22 protein-coding genes and 1 riboswitch are annotated in these 19,694 nt (G+C 37.6%); of the genes, 8 read left to right on the top strand and 14 right to left on the bottom strand.

What is annotated here, in order from left to right:
- Positions 1–37 precede the first annotated feature (37 nt).
- From ACIFOT_RS16275 to ACIFOT_RS16260, 4 genes are all read left to right on the top strand, one after another.
- Complete coding sequence (locus ACIFOT_RS16275) at positions 38–247, top strand: YheE family protein (RefSeq protein WP_430066328.1); 210 nt, start codon at positions 38–40, stop codon at positions 245–247.
- A gap of 52 nt (positions 248–299) precedes the next feature.
- Positions 300–491 (top strand): hypothetical protein, encoded by a 192-nt coding sequence (locus ACIFOT_RS16270; RefSeq protein WP_430066326.1) that lies wholly within the window; start codon positions 300–302, stop codon positions 489–491.
- A gap of 114 nt (positions 492–605) precedes the next feature.
- The gene (locus ACIFOT_RS16265; protein ID WP_430066324.1) at positions 606–1,511 is read left to right on the top strand and encodes a PucR family transcriptional regulator; all 906 of its coding nucleotides are present in this window, start codon (positions 606–608) and stop codon (positions 1,509–1,511) included.
- A gap of 106 nt (positions 1,512–1,617) precedes the next feature.
- On the top strand, positions 1,618–2,718 hold the full coding sequence (locus ACIFOT_RS16260) for an ABC transporter ATP-binding protein (protein ID WP_430066322.1): 1,101 nt from the start codon (positions 1,618–1,620) through the stop codon (positions 2,716–2,718).
- Positions 2,719–2,759: 41 nt separating this feature from the next.
- Here ACIFOT_RS16260 and ACIFOT_RS16255 read toward each other — a convergent pair whose 3' ends face one another.
- A complete protein-coding gene (locus ACIFOT_RS16255) occupies positions 2,760–3,002 on the bottom strand; it encodes a hypothetical protein (protein ID WP_430066320.1) in 243 nt (80 codons plus the stop codon).
- A gap of 333 nt (positions 3,003–3,335) precedes the next feature.
- Between ACIFOT_RS16255 and ACIFOT_RS16250 the strand changes: the two genes are divergently transcribed.
- Entirely contained in the window at positions 3,336–3,539 is a 204-nt protein-coding gene (locus ACIFOT_RS16250; protein WP_430066318.1) for a small, acid-soluble spore protein, alpha/beta type, read from the top strand.
- 79 nt (positions 3,540–3,618) lie between these two features.
- Here ACIFOT_RS16250 and fumC read toward each other — a convergent pair whose 3' ends face one another.
- Positions 3,619–4,998 (bottom strand): class II fumarate hydratase, encoded by a 1,380-nt coding sequence (gene fumC, locus ACIFOT_RS16245; RefSeq protein WP_430066316.1) that lies wholly within the window; start codon positions 4,996–4,998, stop codon positions 3,619–3,621.
- A 297-nt stretch (positions 4,999–5,295) separates the two neighbouring features.
- Here fumC and ACIFOT_RS16240 point away from each other — a divergent pair, with 297 nt between their 5' ends.
- Complete coding sequence (locus tag ACIFOT_RS16240) at positions 5,296–5,916, top strand: NAD(P)-dependent oxidoreductase (RefSeq protein WP_430066314.1); 621 nt, start codon at positions 5,296–5,298, stop codon at positions 5,914–5,916.
- 38 nt (positions 5,917–5,954) lie between these two features.
- On the opposite strand, the gene ACIFOT_RS16235 is transcribed toward ACIFOT_RS16240, so the two are convergent.
- From ACIFOT_RS16235 to thiT, 12 genes are all read right to left on the bottom strand, one after another.
- Positions 5,955–7,970: an ABC transporter ATP-binding protein gene (locus ACIFOT_RS16235; protein WP_430066312.1), complete on the bottom strand. Its 2,016-nt coding sequence runs from the start codon at positions 7,968–7,970 to the stop codon at positions 5,955–5,957.
- The gene (locus ACIFOT_RS16230; RefSeq protein ID WP_430066310.1) at positions 7,967–9,724 is read right to left on the bottom strand and encodes an ABC transporter ATP-binding protein; all 1,758 of its coding nucleotides are present in this window, start codon (positions 9,722–9,724) and stop codon (positions 7,967–7,969) included. The genes ACIFOT_RS16235 and ACIFOT_RS16230 overlap by 4 nt, the downstream gene beginning before the upstream one ends.
- Before the next feature lie 404 nt (positions 9,725–10,128).
- Positions 10,129–10,443: a YbjQ family protein gene (locus tag ACIFOT_RS16225; protein WP_430066308.1), complete on the bottom strand. Its 315-nt coding sequence runs from the start codon at positions 10,441–10,443 to the stop codon at positions 10,129–10,131.
- Entirely contained in the window at positions 10,424–10,660 is a 237-nt protein-coding gene (locus ACIFOT_RS16220) for a sigma-Y antisigma factor component (protein ID WP_430066306.1), read from the bottom strand. The genes ACIFOT_RS16225 and ACIFOT_RS16220 overlap by 20 nt, the downstream gene beginning before the upstream one ends.
- Positions 10,657–11,004, bottom strand: coding sequence for a YxlC family protein (locus tag ACIFOT_RS16215; protein ID WP_430066304.1), 348 nt, complete (start codon positions 11,002–11,004; stop codon positions 10,657–10,659). The genes ACIFOT_RS16220 and ACIFOT_RS16215 overlap by 4 nt, the downstream gene beginning before the upstream one ends.
- Complete coding sequence (gene sigY / locus ACIFOT_RS16210) at positions 10,958–11,515, bottom strand: RNA polymerase sigma factor SigY (RefSeq protein ID WP_430066302.1); 558 nt, start codon at positions 11,513–11,515, stop codon at positions 10,958–10,960. Before sigY ends, ACIFOT_RS16215 begins: the two co-directional genes overlap by 47 nt.
- A 141-nt stretch (positions 11,516–11,656) precedes the next feature.
- Positions 11,657–13,651 carry a transglycosylase domain-containing protein gene (locus tag ACIFOT_RS16205; protein WP_430066300.1) on the bottom strand — a complete coding sequence of 665 codons (1,995 nt, stop codon included), beginning with the start codon at positions 13,649–13,651 and terminating at the stop codon, positions 11,657–11,659.
- 60 nt (positions 13,652–13,711) lie between these two features.
- Complete coding sequence (locus ACIFOT_RS16200; RefSeq protein WP_223592984.1) at positions 13,712–14,167, bottom strand: helix-turn-helix transcriptional regulator; 456 nt, start codon at positions 14,165–14,167, stop codon at positions 13,712–13,714.
- Positions 14,168–14,329: 162 nt separating this feature from the next.
- A complete protein-coding gene (locus tag ACIFOT_RS16195) occupies positions 14,330–14,482 on the bottom strand; it encodes a FeoB-associated Cys-rich membrane protein (RefSeq protein ID WP_430066406.1) in 153 nt (50 codons plus the stop codon).
- 21 nt (positions 14,483–14,503) lie between these two features.
- A complete protein-coding gene (feoB, locus tag ACIFOT_RS16190; RefSeq protein ID WP_430066297.1) occupies positions 14,504–16,507 on the bottom strand; it encodes a ferrous iron transport protein B in 2,004 nt (667 codons plus the stop codon).
- A complete protein-coding gene (locus tag ACIFOT_RS16185) occupies positions 16,507–16,731 on the bottom strand; it encodes a FeoA family protein (protein WP_430066295.1) in 225 nt (74 codons plus the stop codon). Before ACIFOT_RS16185 ends, feoB begins: the two co-directional genes overlap by 1 nt.
- 144 nt (positions 16,732–16,875) lie before the next feature.
- Entirely contained in the window at positions 16,876–17,460 is a 585-nt protein-coding gene (gene thiT / locus ACIFOT_RS16180; protein ID WP_430066293.1) for an energy-coupled thiamine transporter ThiT, read from the bottom strand.
- 72 nt (positions 17,461–17,532) lie between these two features.
- A riboswitch (TPP riboswitch) is annotated at positions 17,533–17,639 on the bottom strand.
- 199 nt (positions 17,640–17,838) lie between these two features.
- On the opposite strand from thiT, the gene ACIFOT_RS16175 reads away from it, so the two are divergent.
- Positions 17,839–18,999 carry a histidine kinase N-terminal domain-containing protein gene (locus ACIFOT_RS16175; RefSeq protein ID WP_430066291.1) on the top strand — a complete coding sequence of 387 codons (1,161 nt, stop codon included), beginning with the start codon at positions 17,839–17,841 and terminating at the stop codon, positions 18,997–18,999.
- Positions 19,000–19,105: 106 nt separating this feature from the next.
- Positions 19,106–19,672, top strand: coding sequence for a GNAT family N-acetyltransferase (locus ACIFOT_RS16170; RefSeq protein WP_430066289.1), 567 nt, complete (start codon positions 19,106–19,108; stop codon positions 19,670–19,672).
- The last annotated feature ends 22 nt before the right edge of the window (positions 19,673–19,694 follow it).

Genomic DNA, 19,694 nt, shown 5'->3' with positions numbered 1-19,694 from the left:
CTAAAAATAACCTGAGAAATCAAAGGGGGATTATCACATGCTCATGCATTTTCAGTTTAAGCCGTTATTTGAAAATAAAAATATACCAGGCTGGAATTTTTCCTTTTATTATAAAAAGCAAAGATTCACCGGAATTTACCACCAAACAGGAAAAATTGAATGGACAACAAATATTCCTGAACAGGAAGATATTGAAGTGTTAACAAGCCAGATTCATGAACTAATGCTCTATCATGTTTATGAATGAAAATTTATCCTTTCCCACACAATAAAAATATAAAAGGAAAGGATGGATAGTCATGGAAAAAGGTAAAGATCAAGTTACAAATCAAGGCTCTGCAAATGAGGGCAGAGACAAGGTGTTTATGGATGTTGACCGCATGATAAATGAAGGAATGTCAGGTGGCTCTGTGCACGCCCGTTATGATTCAACCAATATTGAAGAGGCACGAGATTTGGTTGAAGAACAACCACCATATGAGTGCGATTAATAACTTTGCATAATATCAGGCTGGACCTCAAAAGGCTCAGCCTTTTTTATTTTTATGCTGCAGGTCTATACTGATATAATAGAACCAATAAATTTTTATAATGGGGAAGGTACGATGCTTCGAAAATTATTAACTATTTATAAGAACTCCATTTTGTTTCCCGGTCGGCCCTCGCATCCTTCCGAGTTAGTTTATACGTTTTATGATGAGATTGCGAACGAATGGATTGGCATATCTAAAGCAGAATTAGAAGAAAAAGAGTTAACTCTCCTTAAAACGCTTTATGAATTAGTCGATATTCAACCAGTCTCCTCTTCGGGTATAGGTAAAACTTGGTCTGAATTTCTATTATCTGAAGGCCCTCCCCCTTTATACAAGGAAGATACACCTATTCGATTTATTCATTTTAATATTACTGGTGATGATAATCATCAGGAAGAAATGGAATCAGCATTAAAGGGGTTCTTTTCTGAAGAGATTATCATTATTTGGGAAAGCAAAAATAGGGGTATCGTCATAGAAGAAAAGAAACAAAATTTTCTTTCAGAAGATGAAATAATGTCGATGGCGGCAACTTTGGAAAGTGATTTTTACGTAAAAATTTCCTTTTTTAATGGAAAACCAATTCCGTTTTCTAATCAACTTCGGACTAAATTTAAGCAGGAACAAGAATTCTTTTCATTTGCAATTTCTTGTCTTGGAATTTCGAATATACTTTCGTTTGAACGAGTATTCCCGTCTTATTTAGCCCGTCATTTACCTGATGAAATACAACTAATGATAAACCAGGAGATATTTGAACTATTTACCAATGATACAGAAATGTTTTCTACAATTAAGGTTTTTTTAGAACAAAATTTAAATGCAAGTATGACGGCTAAAAAATTATATATCCACAGAAATACTCTGCAATATCGAATTGATAAATTTACCGAAAAAACTGGGATTGGCTTAAAGGATTTTTACGGAGCCTTTACCGTTTTTTTAGCCTGTCTTTTGTTTGAACAGCAAAAGAAATAACAAAATGCCCAAAAAAGCGTTTTCAATCTTTGTGCAGACTGTCTATATAAATTTTACTCCCCCCCCTGTAAACTAAAGTTACAATGATATAGGGAGGAATAAAAGAATGGCAGAATTAAAATTAGATCATATTTATAAAATTTACGATAATAAAGTAACCGCTGTACAAGACTTCAATTTACATATTGAAGATAAGGAATTTATCGTCTTTGTCGGACCATCAGGGTGCGGAAAATCTACTACGCTTCGAATGGTCGCAGGCCTTGAAGATATTTCAAAAGGTGATTTCTACATTGACGGTAAAAGAGTCAACGATGTAGCTCCAAAAGATCGTGATATTGCGATGGTTTTCCAAAACTATGCCCTTTATCCTCATATGACTGTTTACGATAATATGGCGTTTGGATTAAAGCTTCGTAAATTTCCAAAAGATGAAATCGACCGTCGTGTAAAGGAAGCAGCAAAAATTTTAGGATTAGAAGCATATTTAACTCGTAAACCAAAAGCTCTTTCAGGTGGACAACGCCAGCGTGTTGCTTTGGGCCGTGCCATCGTTCGTGATGCAAAGGTATTCCTAATGGATGAACCTTTATCTAACTTGGATGCTAAGCTTCGCGTTGCGATGCGTGCTGAAATTGCCAAGCTTCACCGCCGCTTAAATACAACAACCATCTATGTTACCCATGACCAAACAGAAGCAATGACAATGGCTTCGCGTTTAGTTGTTATGAAAGACGGTGTCATTCAACAGGTTGGTACACCAAAAGAAGTTTATGAAAAGCCAGAAAATGTGTTTGTTGGCGGCTTCATCGGGTCACCAGCAATGAACTTTTTTAATGGAAAATTAGAAGACGGCAAGTTTATCATTGGAAAATCTTCAATTGCTGTCCCAGAAGGGAAAATGAAGTATTTACGTGAACAAGGATATATTGGAAAATCAATTATTCTTGGCGTTCGCCCAGAAGACATTCATGATGAACCAGTCTTCATTGAGGCATCTACAGGTACTAAGATTACCGCCCACATTGATGTTGCTGAATTAACTGGTGCAGAAATGATGGTATATTCAAGCCTCGGAGAACAAGATTTTGTTGCCCGCTTAGATTCACGTGCAGACGTTAAACCAGGTGATAAATTAGATCTTGCGTTTGATTTAAATAAAGCACATTTCTTTGATGCTGATACAGAAGGAAGAATCCGCCCATAAAAGTAAATTTCCTGATAAGTCCCGTTTCTAACAGACGGGGCTTATTCTTTTATAAAAATAATTTCATCTTGATGGCAGGTTGGGCAGCGGTAAAGATGTGGACACTTTTGTCCTGAATTTGTGTCTGAAAATCCATCCTCCATTTTCATTAAATCAATTTCCATATAAGGACTGTAATCATCATAAAAATCCATAAGTCTGCCGCTCTCTATCATTGAATCTCCGCAGTTTGAACACATTAAATAGGCTTCGCGCAAACCATTACAAACTGGACATATCGCCATATTCTTCACCCTTTTGATAAGTAGATACCTTTAGTTTGTGTTACTTCACTTACCCTATGTGATGGAATAAATTACTAATGAATTCTTTCGAATAAGTCTTTACTTTTTAATCATAATAAAATTACAAGCAACACATTACATCGATGGATGAAACCAACAAGGGTAAAAGCCGGTGCAACTCCGGATCATCCAACCAAATATAATTTCTCCGATACTAATAATTCTTATCAAACAAAAATTGATAATATGGGTTAGGCCATGGTGGCAATGGTTTTCCATTATGGTTCAATACCATACTAACCCCAAACTTATTAAGAGGAGTGTTATTCAACTATGGCTAGTAACAACAACTCTAATCAACTTTTAGTACCAGGCGTCGAGCAAGCACTTAGTCAAATGAAGTATGAAATTGCAACTGAGTTTGGTGTTAATCTTGGTGCAGACACAACTTCACGTGCCAACGGTTCTGTCGGTGGAGAAATTACAAAGCGTCTTGTTCAAATGGCTGAGTCTCAACTTGGCGGCGGATTCCGTTAATTTTTAGCAAACCCATATATACCAATTAAATAATATGGCTAAAGCCCCCTCTTCTACTAGAGGGGGCTTTCATTTTAACTTATATCATATTTTCTGGTTTAATCCATTGGTCAAATTGTACTTCTGAGACATAACCAGTTTTGATTGCTGCTTCTTTCAAGTTGCTGTTTTCTTTGAACGCCAATTTGGCAATCTCTGCTGCTTTTTCATAACCAATATGCGGATTTAAAGCTGTAACTAACATTAAGGATCGTGCTACATGTTCCTTGATGACTTGTTCATTTGCTTCAATTCCATAGGCACAATTTTCATTAAATGACCGAATACCATCTGTTAGAAGTCTAATGGATTGGATTAAATTATAAATAATAACTGGTTTAAAGACATTTAACTCAAAATTCCCTTGACTTGCAGCCATACTGATGCTCGTATCATTACCAAAGACCTGGCATACAATCATCGTCAATGCTTCACTTTGAGTAGGATTTACCTTCCCAGGCATGATGGAGCTTCCAGGCTCATTAGCCGGAATGCTAATTTCTCCTATGCCGCTTCTAGGTCCACTTGCAAGCCAGCGAATATCATTTGCAATTTTCATTAGGTCTGCCGCTAATGCTTTAAGCGCACCATGGGTATAAACAATTTCATCATGGCTTGTCAGGGCATGAAATTTATTTTCTGAAGATCTAAACGCAAAACCGGTAAGCTTGGAAAGCTGTTCAGCCATCTTTTTTCCAAATTCAGGGCCAGCATTAATACCGGTTCCAACAGCAGTCCCGCCAATTGCTAAATCAAGCAAATAATTACTTGCTTCTGTAACCATTTTTTCATTCTTATCGAGCATGAACCTCCATCCGCTAATTTCCTGGCCAAGTGTTAATGGGGTTGCATCCTGTAAATGGGTTCTTCCGATTTTAACAATTTTTGAAAAAGAGTTTTCTTTTTCTCGCAGGGTGCTTTTTAACTCTTGAATGGCTGGAAGCAGGTTTTTAGTTATTTTTATATAAGCAGCAATATGCATTGCGGTTGGAAATGTATCATTCGAGCTTTGGGACATATTGACATCATCATTTGGATGAACATATTGGTCAATCCCCTGCTTATTTAGCCAGTCATTTGCCCGATTAGCAATCACTTCATTAACATTCATATTGGATTGCGTCCCGCTGCCTGTCTGCCAGACAATTAAAGGAAAGTGGTCATCAAAATCTCCATTTAGAAGTTGACCGCATACGTGGTTAATAGCATTCATTTTTAATTCACTTAGCTTTCCTATTTGGAAATTTACGATTGCGGCTGCTTTTTTTATATATGCCAAACCATAAATTAGTTCAATCGGCATTTTCTCTGTGCCAATTTTAAAATTTTCTTTGCTGCGCTGTGTTTGCGCCCCCCAAAATTTATCAGCTAGTACCTTCACCTCACCCAGCGTATCTTTTTCTACTCTAAAATTCTCCAAGGAGTCCACCTCACTTTTTTACATTACTTCAATATATATTCCCATTCCGAAAGCAATTCTTACCAAAAACGAAAAAAAACTGCAGACACTTGTCTGCAGCCTATGCTTTATAGATTGTATATCCGATATAATAAGAAAGGATTAAAAAGCTGCCGATTAATAGGACTATTGAATAATCAGACATGTTGATTTCCCACCCCAATTAATATATATTGTTAAACATTTTTAATCTATCATGGGCGAGATTATTTACTAGTGATATAAATTACACTTTAGTGCCAAAGGAGTGAATTTTTTGTGAACATTTGCCTTTTCGGAGCAACAGGGAGAGTAGGCTCTGTGATTTTAGAAAATGCGTTATCCAATCAATTTTCTGTACAAGTGCTGGTGAGGGATTTTGAAAAAATAAATGCTAATGCGGGCGGACTCAAAGTCAGGGCTGGGAACGTTTTAAATGAAGAGGATATTGTGAAGACAATGAAGGGGACTGACATTGTAATAAGTGCATTAAATACTGATGGAAAAAGCACACTTTCTCAATCTATGCCTTTAATCATCAGTATTATGAAAAGGGAAGGAATCAAAAGAATTATTACTATTGGAACAGCCGGAATCCTACAGGCCCGATCTGCACCGCAATTATATCGCTTCCAATCGTCTGAGTCGAAAAGAAAAAGTACCCGTGATGCTGAGGAGCATTTAAAGGCTTATTTATTGTTAAAGGCTTCTGGGCTAGATTGGACTGTTGTATGTCCCACCTATTTACCAATTGGAGAAAGACTTGGGCAGTATCGGTACGAAAAAGATATTCTTCCTGAAAATCCTTCTTCTATTTCTATCTATGATACAGGAGATTTTGCATTTCAACAGCTTTTCAGCAATAAATTTATTGGCTCAAGGGTTGGACTTACCTATTAAAAAAACGAGACCCCTCTGTAAAGAAGGGTCTCCTTTATCTAACCGGCCAGTTCACTGCCGCCTTGCTGGAGCTGATACATCTGATAATATTTGCCCTTACCGGCCATTAACTCGTCATGTGTTCCTCTCTCCACAATCGTTCCCCGATCTAAAACAAGAATTTGGTCGGCATTTCGGATGGTTGACAATCGGTGGGCGATAATAAAAGTTGTTCTTCCTTTTTTTAACACTTCCATTGCTTCTTGAATAACAGTTTCCGTTTCGGTATCAATACTGGAGGTAGCTTCATCGAGAATAAGAATTGCCGGATTAAATGCCAGCGCCCGTGCAAAAGAAATCAGCTGCCTTTGTCCGCTTGATAGGGTGCTTCCCTTCTCTATCACCGGTTCGTCATAACCATTCTCTAAATTTCTAAACACCTTATCTGCACCAACATCCTTTAGGGCTTTTTCCACCTTTTCTCTCGTAATCGAAGGATCATTTAGGCTGACATTCGAAGCAATTGTCCCTGAAAACAAATAAGGATCCTGCAGGACAATCCCCATATGATTTCGGATAGACTGCCGCGGCAAACTTTCTACATCTTTTCCATCAATCGTAATTTTCCCTTTTTGACAGTCATAATAACGGAACAGTAAATTCATGATTGAACTTTTCCCAGAACCAGTGTGGCCTACCAGGGCAACAGTTTCACCCTGCTTCGCCTGGAAATCGATATTCTTAAGGACATACTCTCCATCTTTATACCCAAAAGAAACATTATCAAAAGATACATTTCCTTTAAACCTTGAAACCCGTTCTGTGCTGACATTTTCACCATGCTCATCCATTAGTTTAAAAACTCGCTCACCCGCAACCAGAGCCTGCTCCAAATTGGCTAATTGATTTACAATACCTTGAACTGGCTGGAAGAGACGGTTGATATAATCCACAAAAGCATAAAGCACTCCGAGTGAAATAATGTTAGCAGGCAGAAGCGACTGGGCCCCAAAATACCAAATAAAAGCCACAAAAATTAGGTTTCTTAATATGCCAACGAGATTATGGGATGTTAAAGAATTTAAGCTTAACAATTTGTTTTGATAAGTAAATTGCTCATAATTAAGCTTTTCAAACTCCCCTTTCGTATCCTCTTCCCTGTTAAACGCCTGTATAATCGTCATTCCTTGAATGGATTCATTGATCATGGCATTGATATCACTATTGCGTGATCGAATAACACGATTATATTTGGATGCATATTTACGGTAAACCAACACCCAGATATACAGGATTGGCAACAATAATAAACAAATCGCGGCTAACTTCACGTTCAAAATAAACAAGGCAGCATATATACCTGTTATATAAATTACACTCGTAAAAAAGGTAGCAAGAACGGTAACGTAAAGCTCGCGGATCGCTTCTGTATCATTCGTAATTCTTGCCACTACTTTCCCTGCGGGCAGATTATCGAAATATTGGATTGAAAGTCGTTGGATATGAGCAAAAATATCCTCACGCATTTTTTGGATGATTCGGTTTGCCGATTTTTTCAGAAGATAGCGTTCGCCAAATTGAAAAATGGCCGAAACCACTAATAATCCAAAATAAATGAACAATAATTGAATAATCGACGGGATTTCCGGCTGATAAAATTTAAGGAGTTCTCCTCCCTTTAAGATTTTTACCGGATAAACGGCTTTCTTTTCCCCTTTTCTAATAACTAAGGACCCTTCAGCAATCGTTCTTTTTCCATCAAATTCTAACTCCCTATCAAGGAAAATAAATTTTGAGCCTACCTGTAGAATCCTGATTTGCTGCCCTTTCTGTTCACCATCTATAAAATACTTTCCTCTTTTGTAAAATTGACCATTGTACTCTACCGCATTTGCGTCCTTCTTGGAAACATACCATTTTGACTCAATCCCTAAAATATGCTGATCAATCACCTTTTTTGCAATAAAGGGACCTGCTAGATCTGTGACTACCGAGATGGTGAGCATGACCAATGCAGCTATAATAATCTTTTTATAAGCTAATGCATATCCAAATAATCTTCTGCCTGTGGTCATGCTGACACCCCCTCTTCTATGTTTCCTTCAATTTGCTGTCGTAAAAATTGTTCTTTATACCACCCGTCAACCGCTATGAGCTGTTTATGTGTCCCTTCTTCAATAATTCTTCCTTCATCAAGGACAATAATATGATCAGCATGCTGAACAGCCGACATTCTGTGGGTGGTGATAATCGTTGTTTTGTTATTTCTGACTTGACGGATATTATCAATAATCCTTTTTTCGGTTTTGGCATCAACCGCTGATAATGAATCATCGAGAATGAGAATTTCCGGATTTTTAATGAGTGCACGTGCAATCGAAATCCTCTGCTTTTGCCCTCCGGAAAGAGCTACCCCTTTTTCACCAACCAATGTACTTAACCCTTCCGGAAGCATCTCAAGATCCTTTCGAAATGCAGCAAGATCGATAGCATTCTCTAATTCTTGATCGCTTGCATCCTTTCTGCCAAAGAGAATATTCTCCTTTACACTTCTTGAAAATAAAACATGGTCCTGGGGTACATAGCCAATCCAATTTCGTACTTTATCCAGCATCTGCTCTTCAATCGGAACTCCAGCAATGGATAGTTCACCGGTTCCAAGCGGGTACTGCCTTAATAATTGTTTGATAAAGGTTGTTTTTCCGCTTCCTGTTTTACCGACGATCCCCAATGTTTGACCTTGAAATAATTGGACATTCACATTTTCCAAATTGTTATTTTTAGAAGATGGATAGCGAAAGGTTACCCTCTTGTATTCTATATTTTCAACAGAATTGATTGCCACCGGATCACTTGGATTTTCAACCTCTTCCTGATAGGCCAATGTTTCATTGACACGGTCTAGTGAAGCATTTCCACGTTGCATCACATTGATTAACTCGCCAATTGCAAACATCGGCCATATCAACATCCCTAAATAGACATTGAAGGAAACAAGATTGCCTAAAGTAATCGTTTGATGAAAAACTAAATACGCGCCATAGCCAAGCCCGATTAAATAACTGATTCCAACCAGGATCTTAATGGTTGGATCAAATAAAGAATCAATCCTTGCTACTTTTAGGTTTTTTTGATAAACATCCTCTGTTAATAGATGGAACCTATTCCAATCAGCCTGTTCTTGGACATAGGCACGAATGACCCTGACTCCTGCAACTGATTCCAGAACCCTGTCATTTAACTCACCGAAAGCATCCTGTGCCTCCATAAAGCGTGTGTGAATTCTCTTACCATAAATCTGCATCAGGATTGCCATAACCGGCAAGGGAATAATGGCCGCTAACGTTAGCTCCCAGCTAATAAATAACCCCATTGTCAACAATAAGGTCAGCATCCAAACACTGGAATCAACCAGCGTTAAAATACCGAATCCAGCGGTAATCGAAATTGCTTTTAAATCATTAGTTGCTCGGGCCATTAAGTCTCCTGTTCGATTCTTTTCATAAAAAGATGGCGTCATCTTTAATAGGTGATGCACAAACCGTGAACGAAGCTTTCTTTCAACAAGGAAGGCGCCGCCAAACAATTTGTACATCCATACATAAGTGATTCCGTAGGATGCAAGCATGATCAATAAAAGAACACCTAAATATTGAAAGATTTTATTTTTACTCATCTCCCCAAGATGAATATTATCAATAGCCATACCAATCAATTTTGGCGGCAGCACATCTAATATTCCTACCAAAATTAATAAACTAACCGCAATAACATATCTCTGCCAGTTTTCTTTGAAAAACCAGCTTAATTTTTTTAATACCGAAAACATGATGTTCCTCCCCCTTTGTTTTACTATCCGCCTTCTATCTCTTCAGCTAAATGAATAAGTCTAACCTCAACAATTAGTAACATCACATGTTCCTCCCCCTTTTTAGGTAAAATGATAAAAAAAGAGACATACCGCTGTATTAGTGCGATATGCCTCTGCAAAAATGAGACAAAAAAACACACATTACGCATCAATAAAGAACGCAACCTGTGTTTTGTCATTTATTTAATGTACATCAAAAAGGAGTTAAAGAGAATTCTCTTTTGGACAGGTTGCTTTTAAATATTCAGTTTTAAAATTAACTTTTCTTATTCTAATCATGGCGCAACCCTCCATTTCCTATTTTTTCTTCCTTTGTTAGATTATCACCAGTTGATATGAAAGTCAATTCCCATTTTTCAGAATTATTCTGCCCTAACCGCCGTTCCATAAGCGATTAATTCTGATGCCCCTTGCATGACCGAACTAGATTGTAATCTCATGGCGATGATGGCATCTGCCCCTAACTGCCTGGCTTCTTCTGCCATCCTCTCAATCGCCTTTTGTCTCGCTTCATTTAACATATCTGTATATTCCTTTATTTCTCCGCCTACAATGGTCTTTAGCCCAGCCAATAAGTCCTTGCCAATATGCTTGGATTGGACTGTACTTCCCTTGACTAAACCAAGCACTTCTTTTATTTCCCTGCCCGGCAGGTAATCAGTCGTAACAATCATCATAATTTGAATTCGCCTCACTTCTTCTCTTTTTACGAAAAATTTTTCTCACAAAAATCAAATAAAACAATGTCGGCATTGGCGCTTGAATAAGGCCGACAATTCCCCAAAGCCAATAATTATGATTATGTTTACGGGCATCTAAAAATAAATATATGCTTTGCACTAACAAAATAGCAGCCACTAAGATGATGACGGTTAATGAATACTCTCCTTTCATCCGTCATTCACCTTCTTCATTAAACGTGTTCCACTATAAAATGCAATAAAAACGGTCGTGGCAATCTGTAAAAATATAAAAACTGCCGGCATTTGAAATAAGGAAATCATAATCCCGCACAAAATGATTATCGCTACTATTAAAAAGATAGCAAAATCTCTAATGAGTTTTTTCCTAATTCGCTGTTTTTCCGCTAAAACCATTTGTTGAAACCATTGTAGGTCTGGTGAATAGACTGGGAATTGTTCTATTTTGTTTAAACCTTCTTGCATCTCAGAAATAGCTAAAATGTCCTGATTATTTTGTTGATCGCTGTCCAAAACGATGACTTTCTGTTTCTTCACTTAGGTTCAGCTCCTTTCTGACTGACTTGATTCCATTATGAACTCTTGATTTCACCGTTCCAGGAGATATTTTCAGCCATTCGCCTATTTCTTCGTAAGAGTAACCATAATAATGCTTTAATATTATGGGAATACGGACGTCCTCAGGCAGTCTCCCGAGTGCCTCCAGAGCGTCGTTCCAGTCTTCATTTCTGCTTTCGAAATGCCACTTCAGCTTCCGGTAAATTTCCTCTTGTCCCTGCCAGTTTTTTTCTCTTTTTTTCTTTCGGCACTGATCAATATATGTATTTGTCGCAATAGAAATAAGCCATGTAGAAAATTTGCTTTGCCCATTATATAGGTGAATCTTTTGAATACATTTCGCCATTGTCTCTTGTGCTAATTCTTCAGCTGTATCGGGATTCATTGTAATTTTTATTAAATATTTTACAAGGAATGGATAATGTTCTTTAAACAACATGGCAAACGCAAGATGGTCCCCATTTTTAGCATTTTTTATTAATGCATCCATTTAGCAATAGCCCTCTCCTTCCCCCATATTCCTTGTTTTTTCTCTCTTTATTTATGACGAATAAAACTAACTTTCGTTCATTCTAAATTTATTTTACAATTAAACATTGAAAAAAAAAAAGACACGGATTGCTCCGTGCCCTTAATCACCTTTTCCATGTCCCTTATTTTTTCCTTTCTTATCCCACTTGTCTATTTGCTTGTTCCATTTATCTTCCCATTTTTGAATTTCATTATTAAATTCCTCTTGAAAATTAAATCGTTTTTTTTCTTCCAAAACGGAAATATGCGTCACATTAAATTTTTGTTTTGGTTTATTTTTTAATGCTGCCGACATTACTTCACGAAATATAACAGCAGAACCTGTTTTACTGGTGGGAGTGATATAATGATCCGCATCTGTTTTATCATAACCGACCCAGATAGCTCCCACGAGCTGCGGTGTATAGCCGACAAACCACTGGTCTTTCAGACCATTAATTCCTTTGATCGGTACTTGGGTGGAGCCTGTTTTTCCTGCCGTTTCGCGGCCAGGGATTTTGGCGGCTTTTCCTGTACCCTGTTCCACAACACCGAGCAGCATTGTTGTCATATCATCCGTCACTGCTTTTGTCGTAACTCTCTCCTTTTTGACTTTCCATTCGGCAACCACATTGCCATTTGCATCGACGATTTTTTTGATCACATGCGCCTTCACTTCGACACCGTTATTCGGAAATACGGAAAAAGCTTCTGCCATGTCTAGGGGAGAGACTCCTTTATGCAAGCCTCCAAGGGCAACCGATAAATTCCGGTCCGCTTTATCCAGGGAAATGCCGAATCGTTTAACTGAATCCAGCCCCTTTTCAATTCCGATTTCATTTAAAAGCCATACTGCTGATACATTTTTCGATTCCTTAACCGCCTCATACATCGGGACTTCTCCCATATATTGATGATCGTAATTACTAGGCTGATAATTTCCAAATTTCATCGGTTCATCCTTTAGCATATCCGTGATTTTCCAACCCTCTTCTAGCGCAGGGGTATAGACAGCTAATGGCTTAAATGAGGAACCGGGCTGTGCTTTTAATTGGGACGCCCGGTTGTAGCCTCTAAAAGTGTGTTCTCCTCTTCCTCCTGCAAGGGCTCTGACCCCGCCTGTTTTCGGGTCTACTAAGACCCCGCCGCTTTGAACTAGACGGTCTTTTCCTTTTGGAAATAAACTGTTATTTTGATAGGTTGATTCCATTACCGATTGCATATGGGGGTCAAGCTCTGTATAAATTTGATAGCCTCCAGTAAGCAGATCATCTTGCGATAACCCATACTGATGAATTGCTTCGTCTAATACCTGATCAACATAATAAGGGAATTTACCGCGGAACGGATCGCCGCCCTTATCATCTAAAACCACTTTTTCCAGTTTGGCTTTTTCATATTGTTCATTTGTAATATAGCCTTGATTTTTCATTTGCAGTAGTACAAGATTTCGCCTGTTAATTGCTTTTTGCATATGGTCATATGGATTCAGGGCAGATGGAGCCTTAATTAATCCGGCTAGTAGAGCGGATTCACTAATCGAAAGCTCCTTTGCCTCTTTGGCAAAATATTTGCCTGCTGCTTGCTTAATCCCATATGCCCCATTTCCAAAATAAATTTGGTTTAGATACATTTGCAGAATTTCTTGTTTCGAATATTCTCGCTCAACCGCCAATGCTAAAAAGATCTCTTCCATTTTTCTTTTAAGCGTTTTTTCAGATGTAAGGATAGTATTTTTCGTCAATTGCTGTGTGATAGTGCTGCCGCCTTCCACCATCCCTCCTTCCTTTAGGTCACGGAAAAGCGCCCTTGAGGTACCAATTAAATCAACACCTTCATGTTGATAAAATCGATGATCCTCGATGGCAATTACGGCATTCTTCATTGATTCAGGGATTTCCTTAATTGGAACCCCTTCATTTTTATTCGCCGAAACCTTGCTCGCTATTTTCCCGTTTACATCATAAAAAACCGTTGGCTGGGGTAGTTCATTTTTAAGTCCAGTTATATTGGCATTCTTGGAAAAAAAATAAATAGCGCCAAAGAAGCCTAAAATGATAACTAAGCCGATTAATACCAAGATTTGAACTCCATGCCATTTTTTCAAATTTTTCATAGATGCCTCCTATTTCGAAGAGAAAAAAAAGACAGGAGAACCCTATCTTATGTTTAGATATTATTCACTTTTCGTCAGCTCTTTAAAACGCTGTTTCGATAGCTTCTCATCAAAGCTGCTAAAAATCCGATAATTGCCTTCGTCCAGTATCCTAAAATGTTTACTGAGGATATTTTGTTGGAGAATAAATCCGCTTTTCTTAGATATTGCTCTCCACCAGATCCGGCCGCCCAATGTTTTCGTTTTGCGGTAATCAATTCCTTCTCGAGCTACCGTTTCCAATACCTCAAGTGGCTCATTACCAAATAAAAATTGTACTGTTTCCGTTTCCCGGAAAAGAGCACAAATAGCAACGACTGTTGACCAGTTAGCAAGGACTCTTCCTTTTTCAATTTGAACAAGTGTTTTCTTTGATACACCAATGATTTCAGCCATTCTATCCTGGGTATAGCCTGCTTCAGTCCGAATCAAGCGAAGCTTTTCAGACACTTTCAATATGATTTCATCTCTGGTCATTTAAAGCCCTTCCTTCAATAGCTTATGGTGTAATTTTACACAAGTTCCTGGAATCATTCAAATTTTATCATAAAAAAACTGCTATCAATTCTTTGATAGCAGTCAGATTGTCTAGAAAGGGGATTTGTCTTTGCTAACTGGCCTGTTGATTTACCTAAAGAATTATAATTCTTCCGAATTGCCACACTGGCTTGAACACGAATTTTTTAAATCACAGGCGGCACATTTGCCTTTTTTCGATTTATTGATAAAGTTCATCATTGCCCATGCAGCATATCCAAAAATGGCAGCACCGATAACAATACTGGCAATCATCATATTCACCTCTTTAAATAATCATCCAAGACCAAGCAGTTTTCCACCCTGATATATGATTATCGACAAAATGTAGGCAATTGCTAATGCATAACCCATTGAAAAAGCTGTCCATTTTTTAGAACCGGTTTCTTTATATATCGTTGCAGTAGTAGCTAAGCAAGGGATATACAAAAGTATAAACACCATAAAACTATAGGCGGAGAGCGGCATGTAATAATGGGATAGTAGTCCTTGCAGGCTGTTGTCCTTAGGCACAAAATAGATAATATTCATGGTTGAAATAATGGCCTCTTTAGCTAGGAAGCCTGTAATTAAGGATGCAGCAGCCTGCCATGTACCAAAACCAATTGGCGCGAGCACAGGGGCAAGGATGCCTCCAATGGCTGCTAGGAAGCTGTTATCCATGTTTACATTTAAACCGTTCGGTCCTGCATAGGATAATAACCAGATAAACACTGAACCAGCAAAAATAAAGGTACCAGCCTTTCTCACAAACCCTTTCCCTTTATCCCATGTACTTCTCCATAATGATTGAAATTGAGGCAAACGGTAAGGAGGCAGTTCAATGACAAAAAGGGAAGTTTCTGATTTTAACAGCCTGGAAGAAAATATTTTTGCTAAGATCAAAGCGACAACAATTCCAAGTATATATAAGCTTAGTACAATGAGTGCTTTATGGGCAGCAAAGAATGCCCCGACAAATAAGGCATAAACGGGCAAGCGTGCCGAACAGGACATTAAGGGGGTCAGCAAAATCGTTAACAGCCGTTCCCTTGGTGTTTCAATGGTCCTTGCCGCCATTATTCCGGGAACATTACAGCCAAAGCCAATCATCATTGGAATAAAAGCTTTTCCATTCAAACCTACTGCTTCCATTATTCGATCCATTACTAGGGCAACACGAGCCATATATCCTGAATCTTCTAATAAGGAAATGAAGAAGAACAAGATAAAAATTTGCGGTACAAAGACAAGTACCCCGCCAACACCTGCTACTAAGCCTTCAATGATGAGTGCATGAATAAATTCAGAAGCATGTATAGCTGTCAATATTTTTTCAAAACCGGCCGTAATAGGTCCTGTTAAAAGAGCTTCTAAGCCATCTGACAACGGTGTTCCAAGCCAATCAAATGTAAGCATAAACATTAAATACATAAGGAACAAAAAGATCGGCATCCCTATATACCGATTCGTGACGATGCTATCTATTTTTTCTGAAAGCGGAATAACCGAATCACTTTTTATCGCAACTTCTGCGATAATTTTATCAATAACTTCTTTTCTCTTTAAATAAATGAAATTAGCCAAAGACTTGGTGCCATAGTGTTGTTGTAACTTCAATTCCAAGTTAGCAGCTATGACACTGATTTTTTGTGAGTCACTTATTCTATTTAGATAATTTTTAACGTATTCATTTCCCTCTAAGAATTGAATTGCCAGCCATCTTAGTGAATGTTCTGTTTTACCCGTGATTTCATAGGACAATGCCAAAATCGCCTCTTCAACCTCATTCCCATAATGAACAAGATTCCTATTTATGGGGATGATAGAATTCGTGGAAATGACATCTACAAGCTTATCGCAGCCCTTCCCGCTTCGAGCGACTGCAGGAACAACAGGAACGCCGAGTATTTTAGCCAGCTTTGATGCATCAATGTGAATTCCGCGTTTATTTGCGACATCTATCATATTTAGTCCGATAAGAGCAGGCTTTTCAAATTCCAGCAATTGCAAAGTCAAATGCAAATTGCGCTCTAATTGAGAAGCATCGAGAATATTTAGCAAGCGATCCACTGATTCATTTAAAAAGAATGACGTTACAACCCCTTCATCCTTTGAAAGCGGATTTAGAGTATACACACCAGGCAAGTCAATTAATCTGCCAATATTATTTTTAAATACTCCTACTTTCTTTTCAACTGTTACACCGCTCCAGTTGCCAACATACTCATAGGAACCTGTTAGATTATTAAACAGCGAGGTTTTCCCAGTATTGGGGTTTCCAATTAGAGCAATTTCCATTATATTCTCACCACTTCTATTTGAATTGCTTCTTTCCTCCGGATTCCAATACACTGGCCGCAGGATTCTATCATAATAGGACCGCCAAAGGGCATTACACACTTCACGCAAACTTCTGATCCTTCAGTAATTCCTAAATCTAGCAATCGTCTTTGTACGAGGTGACCCACATGTGAAATGTCAATAATTTTTCCTTTATCCCCTGCTTTTAATAAACCAAACATGTATTTTCACCCTATCTATGTTAATTGAGAATGATTCTCTTTCTTTATAAGGTAATTTTATCATTTAGTTAAGGTATTTAGCCTATTCAACTTGTGACAAAAAAGCGAAAAAAAAAAGCCGCGAGGCTTTTCTTTTGTTAAAACTTATTTTTCCCGGACTAGCATTCTCTTTGGCATTGCTCCAATAACAAGAATGACAATGATGGCACTAATCACAAAGCTAGGAAGCATATATGTCCCATTATAAAGCAGGGAATAAATCATAACCGGCTGGCCCTTTGGGGCATACTCTCCAAAGAAAACGAACCCTGAAACGAAATGGCATAGATAACGAAGCAAGCTCCCAATGAAAGCACCAAATATTACATAGCTAATCCATTTACCTTTTTTCCCTTCATTAAGCATTTTGCTTATCTGACGGGCAAAAATGCCCGCAAAGCCTACCACTGTAAAAGCTATAAAGTAATCAATAATTCCTTGAATAATTGTATATACTTGCGCAAAACCAAGAATGAACTGTAATAATCCTAATAAAAATCCGGTTAAAAGGCCGCCTTTCATTCCCCAGCGGAAGGCCATTAGGAAAATCGGTACCATTGCGATTGAAACCGATCCTCCCTGCGGCCAGATTTTAAACGAAAGAATATTTCCCACATAATCCAATAAATACGCGAGCGCAGTAAAAACAGCAACCTCGGTAATAAATAAAGTATTATTTCTTTTAGTCATTTCAATTTCTCCCTCCATTTTGGTAAACAAAAAAAAGCAATGCAAGACATAAGGATTGTCTGCATTGCTAATCTATCTGGCAAACCACATCCCTACGCTAGTGTTAACTAACAGGTTCATAGGGTCAGAACTCAACCGTTCACTCTCAGCCGCCATTTGCAGCTCCCCCTGTGGAACTATACAATTAATTCTTTATGAATATACTACTATTCCAAATCGAATACAAGGGTAAATTTAAACTATTTTTAAAAGAAGATTTTTGTGACAAATTAACTATGTAAATATTAGGAAAATAATTTTAACATGTTTTTAAGAGGGTTTTTTGTCATTATCAGCGAATTATGATGGTAAGGCGTAATGTGTTTCGGGAGGGACAATATGTTTAAAAATGATCAAACAGATTTAATTGCTTTCTTTGATAAACATAAAGATCAATTGCTTCTTGATTGGGAAAATTCATATATTATTTCTAAAGAAGACCCATATATAGAAAAAATAAGCGAAAATGGCAAAGCACTTTTTCATGTTATCTTAAATATGCATAAGTTGACCGAAGAGGAGCTTTTGTTAGTAATCGAAAAGATTGCAAAAGAAATATCGGAAGAAAGAGTAATTGCCAATATTAACATTGGGGATTTTGTTTATAATGTAAATCTTGGCAGAACGATTATGTACAGTTATTTAAGCAAAACGGGGATATCATGGGGAGAAATGCAAGAATCGATCAATCGGATTAATTTCTGTTTTGACAAGTTTTTATACTATGCAGTTTCTAATTATACAGAAGCAAAAAACAAAATCATCGAGGAAAAGACTATGTTCATCGACTCAACCCATCAGGATCGACTAACCCTTTTGGGTCAAATGACATCCAGCTTTATTCATGAATTTAGAAACCCGCTCACATCTGTTCAAGGATTTATCCAATTGCTTAAAGCTGATTTTCCAAATATGAGATATCTTGATATTATTTCAAGTGAATTAGATCAGTTAAATTTTAGAATCTCTCAGTTTCTGTTATTATCCAAGAAAGAATTGATTGGGAAGGAAAAGGATTACTTTAAACTAAATAAATTGATAGACGAAGTTTTGAACTTTCTCTACCCTAGCATACTTGATGGCAAAGTTAAAATAATCAAAGAGTTGTGTGAGGAAATAACGCTGCACGGTTATGCTGATGAAATTAGACAGGTTTTTATCAATATTATATTTAATGCAATTGATGTTTTAAATCATCATGCGAATCCCCATCCAACAATAGAAATTAACAGTACTTTAGAAGACAACAAACACATTATTATTACCATTTCAAATAATGGTCCTGCGATTCCAACTGAATTGCAAAAAACAATTTTTGAACCGTTCTTCACGACGAAAAAACTTGGTACTGGTCTAGGTCTATTCGTTTGTAAAGAAATTATTGAAAAACACAAAGGGAAATTAACCTGTAATTCCACACCGAATAAAACCACCTTCTCCATACATTTACCGATTGCATTAAGTTTGGAATCTGAACATTTAATAAATGATAGAAACTAATCCCACTTAATAAAAAGGCGGGATTTTTTTTATCTAGGAAATTTCTTCCGACTTCCCTCTATCTTGCATAGGATATAGGAAAAAATTTAAGCAGGAGAAAAGTCCAATGTTTACATTAAAAGTTGATAATGAAATTGAGCTTCAATTGTTCGAGAGGCACCATGCCTCAAAGCTTTTTCAACTAGTTGAGGACAATCGTAATCATTTGCGGAAGTGGCTGCCCTGGGTAGACAGCATGACTTCTCCCTATCAATTTGAGACGATTATTCCTGTTTGGCTTAATCAATTCGCAGATAGTACCGGATTTAATGTTGGGATTCTTTATAAAGGAGTACTTGTCGGCTCGATTGGCTTACACCAAATGGATTGGCATAATAGCATGACCAGTATTGGCTATTATCTTGCAAAAAATGCGGAAGGCCATGGGGTTATGACCCGAGCTGTTCAAGCATTACTTAACTATGCCTTTTTTCAATTGGGGTTAAATCGAGTAGAAATCCGCTGTGGAGTGAAAAATAAGAAAAGCCGAGCGATACCGGAAAGATTAGGATTTGTGAAGGAAGGTTTAATTAGAGATGGCGAACATTTAAATGGTCACTTCCATGACCTAATCGTTTATAGCATGCTAGCTCGTGAATGGAATGGTTCTGGGAACATTAATAAGAACCTTTAAAGCTGCTTTTATTAGCAGTTTT

This window comes from Neobacillus sp. NRS-1170, assembly GCF_050468025.1.
The sequence above is the reverse complement of the archived record's forward strand: the minus strand, read 5'-3'. Positions and strand labels throughout refer to the sequence as shown.